Source organism: Calothrix sp. NIES-3974, from assembly GCF_002368395.1.
In the GTDB taxonomy this organism is placed as follows: Bacteria; Cyanobacteriota; Cyanobacteriia; order Cyanobacteriales; family Nostocaceae; genus NIES-3974.
Genome location: NZ_AP018254.1, coordinates 1,131,389 through 1,146,107 on the forward strand (window position 1 = coordinate 1,131,389; position 14,719 = coordinate 1,146,107).

The window sequence follows — 14,719 nt, forward strand, 5'->3', positions numbered from 1 at the left end:
CTACATATCAGGGGCTGTAATCATTGATTATTCTAGTTGTATTTATTGCAAATTACAAAAAGATCAATATTAATTTATAATTATGAATTACGAATTACAAATTATTTACTCAACTATCCTCAAAAGGGAATAAACACCGCTTCATCAGGGTCCCAATCCCGACCCTGACAAAAATCATCAATCCAATTTGCTAAATTTCGCGGACTCAAAATCGCCGAACTATTGACCTCATTCGCGACTGGTTGAGAATGGGTGGGGATAATTTTTCCTGTGGGGGGAGCAGATTGTTTGAACATAACCTGATTTGATGGGGAAATTGAAACTGCTGTGGAAGTCCGAGAGATAGGAACTTTGCCATTGCCATGATATCCATTTCCATTATTTTCGTGATGAATATTTTGGTTCGTAATTTGCTCTGTTAATGGGGAAATAATCCGAGTCGCAGTAGAATGTGCATGTATTTCATTCAGTTGATGATTTCCATTTACCCCATGATTCCTTTCTCTACCCGAATCAGATATATTGGGGTGAGGGAATGGGGGGGAATCTTCCTGGTTCAGCAAATGCAAATGTTTATCGGGGTTAAAATCTAAACCTAAAGCAGCAATCACCTGATCGGGATTATTGTTTAAATCTGCAATCAAAGGTAAGATTTGGCTTAAATCTGGCTCTAGAACCGCTACCGTTGCCAAAATAAACCCAGATAAAGGTCGGCGATCGCCATTGTAATCTCCCCAGATTTGCATCTTTTCCAGCCAATGATAATTTTGCTGGTAGTAAGTCAGCCACTTGATTTTCAAATTATGCCTTAACTGTTGAATATTAATTGGATACTGCGCTTGTGGTGACACACGTAAACCTCTAAACAAGTGAGTGGTGACTAGATTGGTAAATTTGTCAGGATTTTGTGATTAGATGGAGATATGGAATTGATTTTTGATAGCTAGATTGAGTCAAATCAAGTTCCACAAAATTCCAGCCAAATTATGTAATTAGTATGACACGAATTGGCAGTGTAAATATCATCTACAGACCCTTAAATCCAATAAATCTCACGGGGATAAACAATTTTATCCACAGATTGGTTAAGTTGCAAATGGGATTTTATAATGCTCTTGACATAATCAACCCGTACTCCAGCATAACAAACACAATCCGGCAAGATTAGTACAGGTTGGTGGAAATATCTAGACCATTTATCTTGTCCCTATGCTCCGCGTGGAGACAAATTCCACGAGGTTCTGCCTTAAATCAGGAAGCGGAGTTTCCTAATTTGTATTCCCAGCCAGAGTCTCGGAACCAGTTTAACAGTTTTGATCATGGAGGAGGTTTAAGCCTTACATACCTACTTGGAAAGCACTTTTAGCGACTAAAATCTCCTCAATCCCTTATGAAATATAGAGACGCGATATATCGCGTCTTTACTTTGGACTTCTTTGTATTGAAGATGGTGCGATCACTTTTCTCGTTGGTGGTGAGGGGTATTGCGATCGCTCTTTTGTTCACAATCAAGGTTTTTGCTGCTTTGGGTGAAAGTGCGATCGCTTTTCTCATTGGTGGTGGGGGGTATTGCGATCGCTTTTCCACAATTACGGTTTTTGGTGTGTTAACTATTTCTATCTTGCCATTCTTTAGGGTCACGCTTGACGTGAAAGCAGGCAATTATAGTAATAACATCTTCCTCCACCACATATATCACCCCATAAGGAAACCGACGTATCAATACTCGTCGCACTTCCTGGTACACTTTGGGATAGGCAAAAGGATTACGTCCGATTAGCGCCAAACAGGCATCGACTGCACGGACAAATTCAGAACCTAACCCAGAACTACTTTCTTCGTACCATTTAAAAGCATCTTCGATATCAAATTCCGCTTCTGGGCTAATAATTAGCTGATAACTCATTTATCAAAACCCAATCGCTGCTTAACCTCCTCCCAAGTAGAACCTTGCTGTGGATTTTGACGATGTAATCCTAAACGTCTGTCTAATTCTTGTTTTTGACTTTCCCTCAAGGGAAATTCCGAAGCATCGCATTCAAGCAAAATACTATCCCATAAGTCCTCAGCTAGCTGTATTCGCTCGGATACACTTAATTCGGAAATATCGACCTTTAATATAGGGTGCATGGTTATTTGTTTAAAATAAATATCGTTACTGTATTTCTATATCCTTTAGATTATAAATCAGGAATGACTTGCTTAATCGTTGGAGAAATTGCGATTTTGCGATCGCTTTTCCACAATGACGAATTTACGATTATTCATTAGTGGTGAGGGGTATTGCGAACGCTCTTTTCATAATCAAGGTTTTTGCTGCTTTGGGTGAAAGTGCGATCGCTTTTCTCGTTGGTGGTGAGGGGTATTGCGATCGCTTTTCCCACGATGACGGTTTTCTCTCGTCCCGATGCTCCGCGTGGGGACGCATTGCACGAGTCTCTGACTCGAATCAGGAAGCAGAGCTTCCCGATCTGTATTCCAAAGCCAGAGTCTTGGAACAAGTTTGTGGTCACGGTTTGTGCATGAATTTGTATCTCTTCCCAAGGAGGAATGCAATACTGCTCGTTCAGGATTTTTCGTAGTGATTCTATTTCCCTACTCCCTACTCCCCACTCCCTACTCACGGAAAGTTTTAGGAATTTACTCCCAATCCGGGGTTAGTCCTTTAGATTTCAGCCATTCACGGTTAAAGATGCGTGACTGGTAACGCGTCCCACTATCGCATAAAATCGTCACAATTGTGTGTCCTGGTCCCATTTGTTTGGCAAGCTTGACCGCAGCACCCACATTAATACCCGTAGAACCACCCATTAATAACCCATCTTTATACAAAAGCTGATACACTACCCTCAGTGCCTCTTGGTCATTGACTTGAATTGCGTCATCTGTGGGTGCGCCTTCCATATTGGCGGTAATCCGACTATTTCCAATTCCTTCCGTAATGGAATTACCTTCAATCTTGATTTCACCTGTCTTAATATAGCTATATAAACCGCTACCCATTGGGTCAGCGACCACACAGCGAATTTGGGGATTTTTTTCCTTCAAATACATAGCCACACCAGCAAAAGTACCACCAGTTCCCGTTGCAGCCACCCAAGCATCCACATTACCATCGGTTTGTCGCCAAATTTCTGCACCTGTCGTTTCATAGTGAGCTTGACGATTGGCCAGATTATCAAATTGATTAGCCCAAATTGCGTTTTCCATCTCACTCGCAATCCGTCCAGAAAGCTTGACGTAATTATTTGGGTCTTTGTAGGGAACTGCTGGAACTGGTCGTACTTCTGCACCCAGCACCCGTAACGCATCCATTTTTTCCTGGGATTGGGTGTCGGGAATAATAATTAAACATTTATATCCTTTGGCATTACAAATATGGGCTAATCCAATACCCGTATTACCAGCAGTTCCTTCCACAACGGTTCCACCGGGTTTGAGAATACCCTTTGCTTCTGCATCTTGAATAATATACAACGCTGCTCGGTCTTTGACAGAACCACCGGGATTGAGAAATTCGGCTTTTGCCAAGATATTACAACCCGTTTCTTCACTAAAGCTTTTGAGTTTGATGAGGGGTGTATTTCCAACTGTACCGATGAATCCGTCTTTGATATCCATTTTTTTGTCACCTGTATTTGCCAAGATATATACAAATTTTGGCTCATTCTGGGTACAGGTTCGGAATGTTTTGGGGAAAAATGTAGAGACGACCCGTCGGGTCTGTAGAGACGACCCGTCGGGTCGTCTAGTAGGTGACAGTTTGGAACTGAGGATACAAAATTTATTGGATTACCTCGTAAGACGTAGAGAGTAATCCAAAATCCAAAATCATTTGACTCCCTGTCCCGCGACTACCGCAGGACCAGCCGAAACTACGACAATTTTATCAGGGTGTAGTAAATTACGTGCGGCTTGATTTACTTGCGCAAGGGTAATTTCGCGAATTTTTTCCGGTAAATTCCGTAATTCCTCCCGATTTAAATCGTACACCTCATTCATCACGATTCGATATGCCAATTCTTCCGGGTTGGCAAGGGCTACGATATAGTTACTAATTAGGGTTTGTTTGGCTGTTTCTAACTCGTTGGTGGTAATACCGTTTTTCACTACATCCTCTAATAGTTTGCGGGTGCTAGAAACTGCTCTGTTGGTGTCTTCGGGACTGGTTTGCATCTCAATCAGAAATGTCCCCGAATTCCGACCCGCTATAAAGTTACTGTAAATACCATAGGTCAAACCTTGGCGATCGCGTATTTCTGCACCTAAACGACTAGAAAGGGTGTCTCCTCCCAATACTTGATTGAGAATCTGGGCTGCGTAATACTGAGAACTATGACGTTTTATGCCAATTCCCCCCATATAGGTGACTGTTTGGGCTTTTCCGGGGAGGACGGAATTCACTTGGATGAGATGATTGAGGGCTTTGACGGATGGATATTTGGCTTGGGGTATCTCTCCTGTAACTTTCCACCCTCCAAATTCCCGTTGAAGTTGCGATCGCACCTGATTGATATCAAAGTCCCCCACCAGTGCCAAAATGGTGGTGTCGGGACGGTAATGGGCATTTTTAAATTTAATTACATCTTGACGGTGAATGCGTCGTAGACTTTCTGGAGTCGGATGCAAGTGTAGGGGATGTTGTTTTGGATACAGTGATTGGGTAAATTTCCGCCGAGCAACTTCGTGGGGATCGTCCAGGTCTTGCTTCAGGGATATCAGAGATTGCTGACGAGCTAGGTCTAGTTCTTTTTGGGGAAATATGGGATTTATCACTGCATCGGCTAAGGTATGTATTAATACTGACAAATCTGAGGATAAGCTGCTACCTTCAATTCGCACGCCTTCTCGCATGGCGGTAAAATCAAGACTAGCACCCTGTGATTCTAAGGTTTGGGCTAATTGGTAAGCATTTTGGGTTTTGGTTCCGCTCATGAGGTTTTCAGCTACCAAGTCCGCTAAACCAGCTTTATCTTCCGGGTCATACTCAGAACCAGCACGAATATAGCCACTCATGGTGACGGTGGGGGTGGTGGAATCTGGTAATAATAGTACCCGCATCCCATTATCTAAAACAATTTGTTCGGGGAGGGGTTGAATGTGCTGGACTGGTTGGGGATTAATTTGGGGTAAATATTGACGAATTACTTCCGGGTCAATTGTCCCCCCCACAATTAAATGCTCTCCGGTGACGGGTATTTTCCCCTTACCACGATTGCTATTTTTCACACTCGTACTCGGTTGGGTGGGTTGAAAAAATCCCACTGTCCGTAATTCTGGTTGTAAATACTTGCTGACGACGCGTTGTATATCTTCGGGTGTAATGCGATCGATGGCTGCTAGGTAACGGTCAATAAATTGATAATCACCAGTAGTTAGTTGGTCGTTGGCTAACTGCATGGCCAAACTGGTAATATCACGGTTACTGAGAATGATCGACGTTTTGAATTGGGCTTTAGCTCGGTTGAGTTCAGTTGCACTGGGGGGTTTTTTCGCAAGTTTTGCGATCGCCTGTCGCAATTTTAGATCCAATTTGGGTAAATCGGCATCCGGTGCAGCGCTCACCAAGACTTCATACCATCCACCCTCCACTAAATTCGCTGTGGAAGCTTTGATATCACTGGCTAATCCCGTATCTACTAGCTCCCGATATAACCGTGATGTTCTTCCATCCGAGAGGATGTAATCCACCACATCTAAGACTGGTGCATCTTCATCGGTGATGGTTGGTGCTGGATAAACCGCTTGGATTAATGCCGTACCCCCCGGTTCCCGTAATATAATCGGTTTATCCCCATTTCCCGTGGCTGCGTTTGCCTTGTGTTGTGCTTGTTGTTTCTCCCCACCATTTTTATCTCCGGGAATCTGCCCAAAAATTTCCTCCACTTTCCCCAGGGTAGTTGTGGTGTCAAAATCTCCTACAATTACCAATACCGCATTACTCGGCTGGTAAAAACGTTGATAATAGCGAGAAACCGCTTCCACACTAAAATTTTCCACATCGGCCTTTGTTCCCCCCACTGGTAAACCATAGGGATGATCTGGAAACATCCTCCGCATCACAGCCCGACTCAAACGATACTCAGGACTGTTTTCATACCCCTGTAACTCGGAAATCACAACCCGCTTCTCGCTAGCTAGCTCTTCTTCCTCAATCAGAGCATTTTGCATCCTATCTGCTTCCAACACCAGCAGAGCATCCAATTTATCCCGTTCCACCGTCCCATAGTAGGCCGTTTGGTCAAAACTTGTAAAGGCATTGGAATCACTCCCCAAACTACTAAACAATCGACCAAATTGAATTGGTCGCGTTTTCGTCCCCTTAAACATCATATGCTCTAACTGGTGGGCAATCCCATTCAATCCTACTTCTTCGTCACGGGAACCCACTCCATACCAAACCTGTACCGATACCACCGGAGCAGTACGTACTTCCTTTGTTAATACGGTCAGACCATTCCCTAAAACTGTTTTACCCACGCTTGTAGCCACAATCGGTTCTACTTTGGCTGTTAGTCCTTGATTGGATGTATCTAATTTATTCAATACTGTTACTTGCTGGCTATTAACTTGATTCGCAAACACTACAAATTGACGGTACACAAAATCCTCATTCAACAAGAGTACCGTGATCAAACACAGACAAAACAGTAAAAACGGAAAACGGTAGCGAGAAAAAGTTGCAAACACAGACATGGGATTCCGCAGCTTGACCTGTAAGCTATGATTACATTCAGTAAAAATAGTTACAGTTGATTTCATTAAACAGTGTATCCCCGGAAACCAGTATGTCACCTCGGCAACACTACAGAAGCGGGGATAGAATATTCTACAACTAACGACAATTTTCGACTACTATTTTAGACCACTATTTAGGAGAAAATCGTTAATAAACGGATAAATTCTAGGGGTAATCCATCACTATCGGCAATAAAAGCCACTTCATAGACGCGATCGCCGATTTGTTGCTGTGTGGGTGGTAACAGAACCTGTAGCGGTTGTAACCCGTGGGAATGATTCTCAGCAGCTTCTGCCATTTTCAGTTGGAGAGCAGATAGCCAAGTCGGTAAATCTTCGACACACCCAGTTAAATCAAAAGACAAGTGATAGTAACCCACATAGGATTCGTCCCCAAAAGCATCCGGTGCGGGTTTGGGGGAGGGAATCTGAATTAATTCGATTCTGCCATTTAGACCTTCCAACCAACAGGCCAAAGTAAAACCAGTGGTAAAACGTTCGCAAACCTGAAAACCGAGCAATTCATAAAAAGCGATCGCCCGATGAATATTGGCGGTGCGAATCGAAACATGGTGCATAAATTAAAACTACTCAAATAAGCGAAAATAGGGATATCGCACTGGTACACCTGGCTCCTTTTCCAAATCAAAATTAATCACTTCCCAACAAGGGTCATCAACCGCTTCTGGACTGAACTCCACGGGCAAACCATACAAACGAGATGCACCATTATCCCCACCACCATTGCGCCAAGGTGTACTCCGCTCCAAATATCCACTCATCAAATCTTTGTAACGCCGAGCAATAATCACCCGTGTAGCCCGATAACCCTGAGTATACAATTTATCCAGTGCTTCATGAATTTCAAAGCGAATACCATCGGGATGGGTATGCTGACGATACCACTGACTATCCCAACGTCGCCAATGCCTTCCCGACTGAAGATGGATTAGTTCTCCGGTTTGGGGATTAGCCTCAAAAGCTCCATGACGGGGACACAGATAGGTATCCGTCAAAGTGAGAGCGGGAATCGTTTGATGACAGTGGGGGCACTGAATTTCGGAGCCAAAAATCGGGTATTGCAAAGCAGAATTCATCATCAAGTGTATAAAAAACAATGTGTTAATTAGGCAGTATAATTATTCAGTACTTAACCACATCAAAATTTTGGTGTGGTAATGGGTGGGGTCAGGGAGTAGGGAGTAGTAAATCGCATTTACCAGTCAAAGTTGGTATGGTGGACTACTAGAAACCCAGATAACCACTAACATCAGGAGCGATAGCTCCATGATAGCGGTTAGTTTCACAGTCAAAATTCATTTATCTTCAATCACCCTGCAAAACTTGATTATTAGCTGTAGACACACAAAGAAATGATATTCTAATTGTGCGATTGTCCATTGACTAGCAATGATTAATTAATATTCTCAGAAATATCCTTAGATTTATATTTCATATTCTATCGTGTCTCCATCATTCTACTGGTTGCCACCAGACATTTCCCAAGCTGCATTTGTGGCTGCAAATGCTACCGTCCTCGGTCAAGTCCAAATTGCTCCCGGAGCAAGTATTTGGTATCAAGCGGTGGTGCGAGGCGATGTGGAAAGAATCGAAATTGGTGAAAATACAAATATCCAAGACGGGGCAATTTTACACTGCGATCGCCATCAACCCACAATCCTCGAAGACCACGTTACCATCGGACATCGAGCCGTCATCCACTCTGCCCATATCGAACATGGCTCCCTCATCGGTATTGGCGCAATCATTCTCAACGGTGTGCGCATTGGTACTGGTAGCATCGTGGGAGCAGGAGCTGTGGTTACTAAAGATGTCCCCCCCATGTCCCTGGTAATGGGTATTCCCGCCAAAGTTATCCGTCCCACTACCCCCGAACAAGCCCAAGAATTAATCGCCCACGCCCAAAAATATCACCAATTAGCCCTGGTTCACGCTGGCAAAGGTACGGATATTGGGTTTGCATAGGGGAGAGAGAATGCAGGAGAAGTCGGGTTATCTGTATGGGATTCGGGGAAACAGTCAGGACTTGGTGAATTCTGTCAACTTGTAAACATTCTTTACAAAATTCATTTTGAAAAAAACACCACTTCGGCTAACAATAAAATGAGAAGTGTTGATAAAACTTAGTAATCTCTAAACTAAATTCAAACTTAACAGAGGGGTTCTGAATCATGGACATTGATTTTCGCATCGCGATTGTTCTCGCACCGATTGCAGTCGCTGCTGGTTGGGCTGTTTTTAATATCGGTAGAGCCGCACTGGTACAACTTCAAAACTTTTTGAACAAGGAAGCTTAAAAATACTTAATTTGACTAGATAGCCTGGTTTCCGGTCTTGGGACAGCCAGGTTTTTTGGTAATCATAGGGCAATACGCTTAGTGTTAAAGATAACTGTAGGTTTGGTAGAGGCTTTGCGTAGACTGTTGATTTTGTGGAAATTTACCCATAAGTTCACGCAGTTTTTGTGATTATCTCGTCCCAATGCTCCGCGTGGGGACGCATTCCACGAGGGCTACTGCTTCTAGATTCTTCAACCCAACCTACCCAATAATCAGGCTTTTAAGTCTAACTGAACTGTATTGAATTATATGCAATACGCTTCAATTCAGGAAAATTATCGGTATTTAGTTCTTCCCTACCTCCCCACTCCCCACTCCCTATTCCCTATTTTCAATCCCAGTTTCCAAAGATTGGATTAATATTACAAAGGTTTTGCGGTGGAATCATCTAGGATAGTAGCACAATAGAACGTTAATGACACCGAGAAAACCATATGACACCCCATGAATTAGTAACTTTAATTACTTTGCTAGTTCCCGGAATTTTACTGTCTGTGATGATATTAGTCACTTTTGCCGCTGGAGGATGATGGGATTTTGGATTTTGGATTACCTCCTACATCCTCTATTCTCTCTCCTTCCTCCAGAGATATTTTCCCCATCGCTAACAGCAATTAAGTTTCTTGCGACTAGGATAGAATAAAGAAGGATTGGGAATTTGCAGCATGAAGGTGGCATTTTTAGGCACGGGATTAATGGGACAACCGATGGCGCAAAGGTTGTTGGATGCAAATGTGCAACTTATTGCCTATAACCGGACTCCGGAAAAACTCGCGCCGTTAAAAGCCGCAGGTGCAGAAATTGCTGAACATCCGCGTTTTGCAATCCGTGAAGCTGACTGCGTGATTCTCATGTTAACCAATGCTCCTGCCATATATAGCGTTTTGCTGTCGGATACTTCTTGGCGAATGCTAGCTGGTCGAACTGTGATTCAAATGGGAACGATTACACCTCTAGAAAGTCAAGAAATTCGCGATTCCGTAGTAGCGGCGGGAGCAGAGTATATTGAAGCACCTGTTTTAGGGAGTATTCCGGAGGCAAAATCTGGTAATCTGATTGTGATGGTAGGTGCTTTACGGGAGCAGTATCAGCGCTATTTACAGTTATTGCAAAATTTTGGACCAAATCCGATTTTAATTGGAGAAGTGGGGACTGCGGCGGCTTTAAAGCTAGCTTTGAATCAGTTAATTGCTGCATTGACTACTGCTTTCGGATTGAGTTTGGCCTATATCCAACGGCAAAATGTCAAAGTTGATACTTTTATGCAGATTTTGCGGGAAAGTGCATTGTATGCACCGACCTTTGATAAAAAGTTACAAAGAATGCTAGAGCATAACTATGCAAATCCGAATTTTCCGACAAAGCATTTACTCAAGGATACGGATTTATTTATTGAGTCGGCGACTGCTCAGGGTTTAAATGTCAGTAGTATTGAGGGTGTGAGGGAGGTTTTGGATACTGCCATGCGTATGGCATTAGCCCATGCTGATTATTCGTCTTTGTATGCGGCAATTACGGCTGCGAATGATGGAAATTAGTAGAGACGCGATATATCGCGTCTCTACTACAATCGCGTCTCTACTACAATTATTTGGGGTCTATAAATTTTCTGATCCGAACCGTATTGCCCCAATTCCCCCTGCTACTCCCGATTCCCGACTCCCGACTCCCGACGATGACAAATACCGATGACGGAAGTGAAGGCGTGTAAAAAGGTTTTACCTGCGACTGGGCCGATTTCGCCGCCGCAGAAAAATCCGGTGATGGGGAGATTGGGGAAATAGCGGTGGAAAGCTTGGGAGTCAAAGTTAGGTTGATTGTAGAGACTTTCTCCTCGTCCCATACAGGCAAACATAAAAGCGATCGCGTGATTTGGAGACGGATGTTCCAGTTTATAACGCTGTAATAATAATTCTAAATCATCGGCGGAGGATTGGGCATCGCGGATATGAAATTGAAGGCGTTGTCCGGGGCGAATGCGATCGCCGATTGCGATCGCTCCTGCTTGGGGGTCTACTCCTAAAATATTGCGAATCAAAAAGTCTCCCGGTTGTAGTTGGGATTTGAATTCATCCATTGCAATGCCGACAAATAGCCAATTTTGAGCTAGCTGACGTTCTGCTTCACTCAAGCTTGCAATTAAATCCCGTAACACTCCCAGGGGGGGCTGGTCTTCCAGTTCAATAATAATATTGCGATCGCTTTTGGTGACTTGCAAGGGCTTACCAATCGGTCGGCAACCTTGAGCAACGATGGGATGGATGGCGATATCGCCACTGAGTGCAACTCCGATTAATCCCTCTCGATAAATACGATTATTGAGGAATAAACCCACCTGGGAGCCAAAACCACCCCCTGCTGCTTGTCCACCAATCACCACTGAACCGGGATAGGCAAAGTCTAATCCCTGTAATAAATTATTAATCCCAGCAATAAAAGTACCGGAAAATAGGATAAACTGCGGTGTTGGTTGGGGAGGTACACCGATTAAATCAATCCAAGCGTCTGGAGAAGCATCTAAATCTGGCAATTCTTCGGGATTGATATGTAAAGGCGTAATTTCCACACCTGGAAGACGGGCTAAAGTTAAAGATAAAGCCGGAGTTGATTCTAGCTCTTCCGTTTGATTAAAAATGGTACGACCGATTACCCCACCACCACTACAACCAACCAAAACAGGTACATGCAAACGTTGCTGTAGAAGTGGTAACAGACGGGGAAATTCACTAGCAAAGGCAGACGAAATAAACACCAACCCCAAATCCACCGATTCGCTGTCAATTTGCGCCACAGCAATATCTACAGCTTCATTTACAGCTGCTTCTAAGGATGGACGAGTTGATAGGGCATTAGCCCAATACATTTGGTCTGCCATAGGTGTCAATCGTGTTTAAATGTATTTTATAAGAAAAATGGATTATAAGAAAAATGGATAAAACCCGACTTTAATCATTACAGGTGAATCGACGATACTGGACTATACTGGTAAATAATAACAATCAATTGTATGGGGTATGGAACATGAGTGACATCCAAGATAGAATTAAACAAGAAGTAGAACAAGCAAGGGCTGTATGTGATGCAACCGGAGGTAATTCTGCCGAATGTGCTGCTGCATGGGATGCAGTTGAGGAACTTCAAGCAGAAGCTTCCCACCAACGTCAAGAAAAGCCTAAAAATTCCCTAGAGCAATACTGTGATACCAATCCAGAAGCTGCTGAATGTCGTGTCTACGAAGATTAATTTTTTGATTGACACTGACTTTGGTTGTTGATGGTAATTTGACAGTCAATAAATATTGTTTGCCTGAGATCAATTGAGCTTTCACGCCATAATCTTGAGATCAGATTTGCGCAAATTATCCATCAGCGCAATTCCAAAGAGCAAAGTTTGCGCGATCGCTCAATCTAGGTAAACTTCTATCCCTGGAACTTCAGCAAGCATCTTAGATTTATCATCGCTCATTGCCAAAAATTATCGTTATTCGCCACCATAATTCATAATTTGTGATTTTCTGGGCTTTTTCCAATCACCATTACTTAATGGTAGTGCTTGCCGCTCTTTGTTGTCGATAACTGCTATCAAAGTAATTCTTAGCCCTTTTTTTCAGTGCGCGGATGTTAACACTCCCCACTCGCACTTATACCAACAGGCGATGACAGGGCAAAAGTCGAGATTATTTATAATCTAAGACTGTTGCTGATTTTTCCCATTTTTGAGTAGAGGGAATGGGGAGTAGGGAAAAATCTGCTTTCATCTTTTCTTCAATTGATGTAATACCATTTCACAAAAATCGTGATACATTTTCTCCCTTTACTTCCCCTACCCCCCTCTCCATCCCCTGCTTCTTTAACGGTATAACACCCGTTTGCCCCATGTATTATAAGTAGTATTTTAATCACAAAAAGTGCTTTCCCAGTAGGGATGTAAGGCTGAAAAACTTGCCATTTGTCATTTTTCCACCCCAGCAAAAGTGGAATTGTCGGGTTAAACCTATTGCCTGCTCCCCACTCCCTCTATATCAAGCCAAGAAACATAAAGGGAATTCAAAAAAATATTTATAGGCAGTGTTGATGGTTTGCGGTAATATAATCGCGGGATTGGCTGGGAATATACCCTATTCCTATGCTACCTTGTGCTATATTTTGTCACACTGAATTTAAGTAGTATGGGAAATAACATTTGGTTTCGTCCATTGGTCTGGATGGACTATCGATTAGCAGTATTATTCACTGTTGTATTGCCTTTAATTATCCTAATTTGGGCTTTTATCAATAAGGCAGAAGCGATTCAACGTCTACTTATCATTTACTGGCGAGTTGCTAGCTTATTAGGTATTACTGTATACTTAATGATTGCCCAGTATCCGGTTGCCTTCATCTCTGGGATAATGGCAAGAATTTTGATCCCAATTTGTTTATGGTTTTGGATCGACCTTAACGATGAAATTGAATATTATCCACCAGGTGCATTAAAATTAGTGTTTCGCTCCTGGCGATGGGCAATAAGTATATACTCCACTTTAGGCGCGATCGCATCAATTCCATTTCTATCCTGTGCATTTTCGGAAACAACCCTAAAAACATCCTTCTGTCGAGTTTGGCAAGAAGCACCGTTAATGTATAAAGATTACTTCCATGCCAACAGCAAACCCGAATTTTTAGGCTTTCTCGGCATGACCGGACTTGTTTTTTACGTAATTTGCCTAGCCTACTTTGTCATCTTTCGCCTCGGTAAACAGGGACGCACAGCCATCCCCCAGTAGCAAATATTGTGAATTACTCAACCCGGATTTGAAGCAAATCCCTCAAACTTGCTTCTTACGTTACTTCTGACGTTATTAGTGAAAATGCAGGTAAAACCCCCAACGGATACAAACATAAAAAATTTCATCTCCCCTCTACTGTCTCCCGTATCCTGACAACCATATGCTTCCCATTCAGCGACTTGAAAAATACACCGTCAAGCATCCCCAGGAAGTTTTAATCATCACTGCGCAAATCGACGGTGAAGAAGACCAAATAGCCATCTTTAAAGGCTTTTCCAGTTCCCTAATGCGACCAACAGCCTTTGACCCAGATATCCCGGTTCTACCAGAGAATGCTGTCATTACCCAAATCGACCGGGTTGCAAATCCCTATAACCCCAGCAATCCCAAGTATCTTGAACAAGCTATTAGCTGGACAGAGATGGAGCGACGATTACTACAAATGGGTATTTAGGGTCTGCTGTTTGCGAAACACAGTGCTAGCTGTAAAAGTCTTTTGGTAAGGGTCGGGAACAGGGAGAGACCCGACACGTCGCGTCTGTACAGGGAATAGTTTTAACCCTACTATTCCTCTTTTCACAAGACCAAAATGGTATTAGAGTAGGCGCAGTGTTGTCCAAGACTAACTGCTATCCGTCTACACTACTCTCTACCCTCTATTTACAATCTAGTATATTTAAACTATACAGCTATTCTCTAAAAGTTTTCCTCAGTTAATCGATAATAATTGTAAAAAAAAACACAATATAAATTAAAGATTGAATTGGTGATTTTCAGACAAAAAGTCATGAATTCAATCTTTTTTGATTTTGAGTTTTCGGCAATTAGTTTAGATAAATTGCCATTTAAATTA

Annotated in this window: 16 protein-coding genes; 6 read left to right on the plus strand and 10 right to left on the minus strand. The window is 42.8% G+C overall.

The genetic code is table 11. The annotated features are described in order from the left end of the window. Positions 1 to 119: 119 nt before the first annotated feature. The 9 genes from CDC37_RS04375 to CDC37_RS04410 all read right to left on the minus strand — a co-directional run bounded on the left by CDC37_RS04375 (position 120) and on the right by CDC37_RS04410 (position 7,835). Positions 120 to 827, minus strand: coding sequence for a DUF5331 domain-containing protein (locus CDC37_RS04375; RefSeq protein WP_172892827.1), 708 nt, complete (start codon positions 825 to 827; stop codon positions 120 to 122). Positions 828 to 1,380: 553 nt separating this feature from the next. Then, positions 1,381 to 1,641 carry a hypothetical protein gene (locus CDC37_RS23940; protein WP_157780642.1) on the minus strand — a complete coding sequence of 87 codons (261 nt, stop codon included), beginning with the start codon at positions 1,639 to 1,641 and terminating at the stop codon, positions 1,381 to 1,383. Then, complete coding sequence (locus CDC37_RS04380) at positions 1,607 to 1,906, minus strand: type II toxin-antitoxin system RelE/ParE family toxin (protein ID WP_096620660.1); 300 nt, start codon at positions 1,904 to 1,906, stop codon at positions 1,607 to 1,609. Before CDC37_RS04380 ends, CDC37_RS23940 begins: the two co-directional genes overlap by 35 nt. Further along, the gene (locus CDC37_RS04385) at positions 1,903 to 2,130 is read right to left on the minus strand and encodes an addiction module protein (protein ID WP_096620661.1); all 228 of its coding nucleotides are present in this window, start codon (positions 2,128 to 2,130) and stop codon (positions 1,903 to 1,905) included. Before CDC37_RS04385 ends, CDC37_RS04380 begins: the two co-directional genes overlap by 4 nt. Positions 2,131 to 2,260: 130 nt before the next feature. Beyond that, positions 2,261 to 2,428: a hypothetical protein gene (locus tag CDC37_RS23945; RefSeq protein ID WP_157780643.1), complete on the minus strand. Its 168-nt coding sequence runs from the start codon at positions 2,426 to 2,428 to the stop codon at positions 2,261 to 2,263. 212 nt (positions 2,429 to 2,640) lie between these two features. Continuing rightward, positions 2,641 to 3,621 (minus strand): cysteine synthase A, encoded by a 981-nt coding sequence (locus CDC37_RS04395; RefSeq protein WP_096625912.1) that lies wholly within the window; start codon positions 3,619 to 3,621, stop codon positions 2,641 to 2,643. A 210-nt stretch (positions 3,622 to 3,831) separates the two neighbouring features. Continuing rightward, positions 3,832 to 6,696, minus strand: a complete 2,865-nt coding sequence (locus CDC37_RS04400) for a M16 family metallopeptidase (protein ID WP_096620663.1) — start codon at positions 6,694 to 6,696, stop codon at positions 3,832 to 3,834. Between the two features lie 176 nt (positions 6,697 to 6,872). After that, positions 6,873 to 7,316, minus strand: coding sequence for a VOC family protein (locus tag CDC37_RS04405; protein ID WP_096620664.1), 444 nt, complete (start codon positions 7,314 to 7,316; stop codon positions 6,873 to 6,875). Positions 7,317 to 7,325: 9 nt separating this feature from the next. Next, positions 7,326 to 7,835: a TIGR02652 family protein gene (locus tag CDC37_RS04410; protein ID WP_442861078.1), complete on the minus strand. Its 510-nt coding sequence runs from the start codon at positions 7,833 to 7,835 to the stop codon at positions 7,326 to 7,328. A gap of 367 nt (positions 7,836 to 8,202) precedes the next feature. Between CDC37_RS04410 and CDC37_RS04415 the strand changes: the two genes are divergently transcribed. The 3 genes from CDC37_RS04415 to CDC37_RS04425 all read left to right on the plus strand — a co-directional run bounded on the left by CDC37_RS04415 (position 8,203) and on the right by CDC37_RS04425 (position 10,636). Beyond that, the gene (locus CDC37_RS04415) at positions 8,203 to 8,724 is read left to right on the plus strand and encodes a gamma carbonic anhydrase family protein (protein ID WP_096620666.1); all 522 of its coding nucleotides are present in this window, start codon (positions 8,203 to 8,205) and stop codon (positions 8,722 to 8,724) included. Between the two features lie 206 nt (positions 8,725 to 8,930). After that, on the plus strand, positions 8,931 to 9,056 hold the full coding sequence (locus CDC37_RS04420) for a photosystem II protein Y (protein ID WP_096620667.1): 126 nt from the start codon (positions 8,931 to 8,933) through the stop codon (positions 9,054 to 9,056). A 707-nt stretch (positions 9,057 to 9,763) separates the two neighbouring features. Next, on the plus strand, positions 9,764 to 10,636 hold the full coding sequence (locus CDC37_RS04425; RefSeq protein WP_096620668.1) for an NAD(P)-dependent oxidoreductase: 873 nt from the start codon (positions 9,764 to 9,766) through the stop codon (positions 10,634 to 10,636). Positions 10,637 to 10,740: 104 nt separating this feature from the next. Here CDC37_RS04425 and CDC37_RS04430 read toward each other — a convergent pair whose 3' ends face one another. Further along, entirely contained in the window at positions 10,741 to 11,973 is a 1,233-nt protein-coding gene (locus CDC37_RS04430; RefSeq protein ID WP_096620669.1) for an FIST signal transduction protein, read from the minus strand. A gap of 146 nt (positions 11,974 to 12,119) precedes the next feature. Here CDC37_RS04430 and CDC37_RS04435 point away from each other — a divergent pair, with 146 nt between their 5' ends. The 3 genes from CDC37_RS04435 (at position 12,120) to CDC37_RS04450 (ending at position 14,320) form a co-directional block, all read left to right on the plus strand. Then, a complete protein-coding gene (locus CDC37_RS04435; protein ID WP_096620670.1) occupies positions 12,120 to 12,341 on the plus strand; it encodes a Calvin cycle protein CP12 in 222 nt (73 codons plus the stop codon). A 925-nt stretch (positions 12,342 to 13,266) separates the two neighbouring features. Beyond that, the gene (locus CDC37_RS04445; protein ID WP_096620672.1) at positions 13,267 to 13,863 is read left to right on the plus strand and encodes a DUF3177 family protein; all 597 of its coding nucleotides are present in this window, start codon (positions 13,267 to 13,269) and stop codon (positions 13,861 to 13,863) included. Between the two features lie 163 nt (positions 13,864 to 14,026). Beyond that, positions 14,027 to 14,320, plus strand: coding sequence for a DUF7734 family protein (locus CDC37_RS04450; RefSeq protein ID WP_096620673.1), 294 nt, complete (start codon positions 14,027 to 14,029; stop codon positions 14,318 to 14,320). Positions 14,321 to 14,719: the final 399 nt, after the last annotated feature.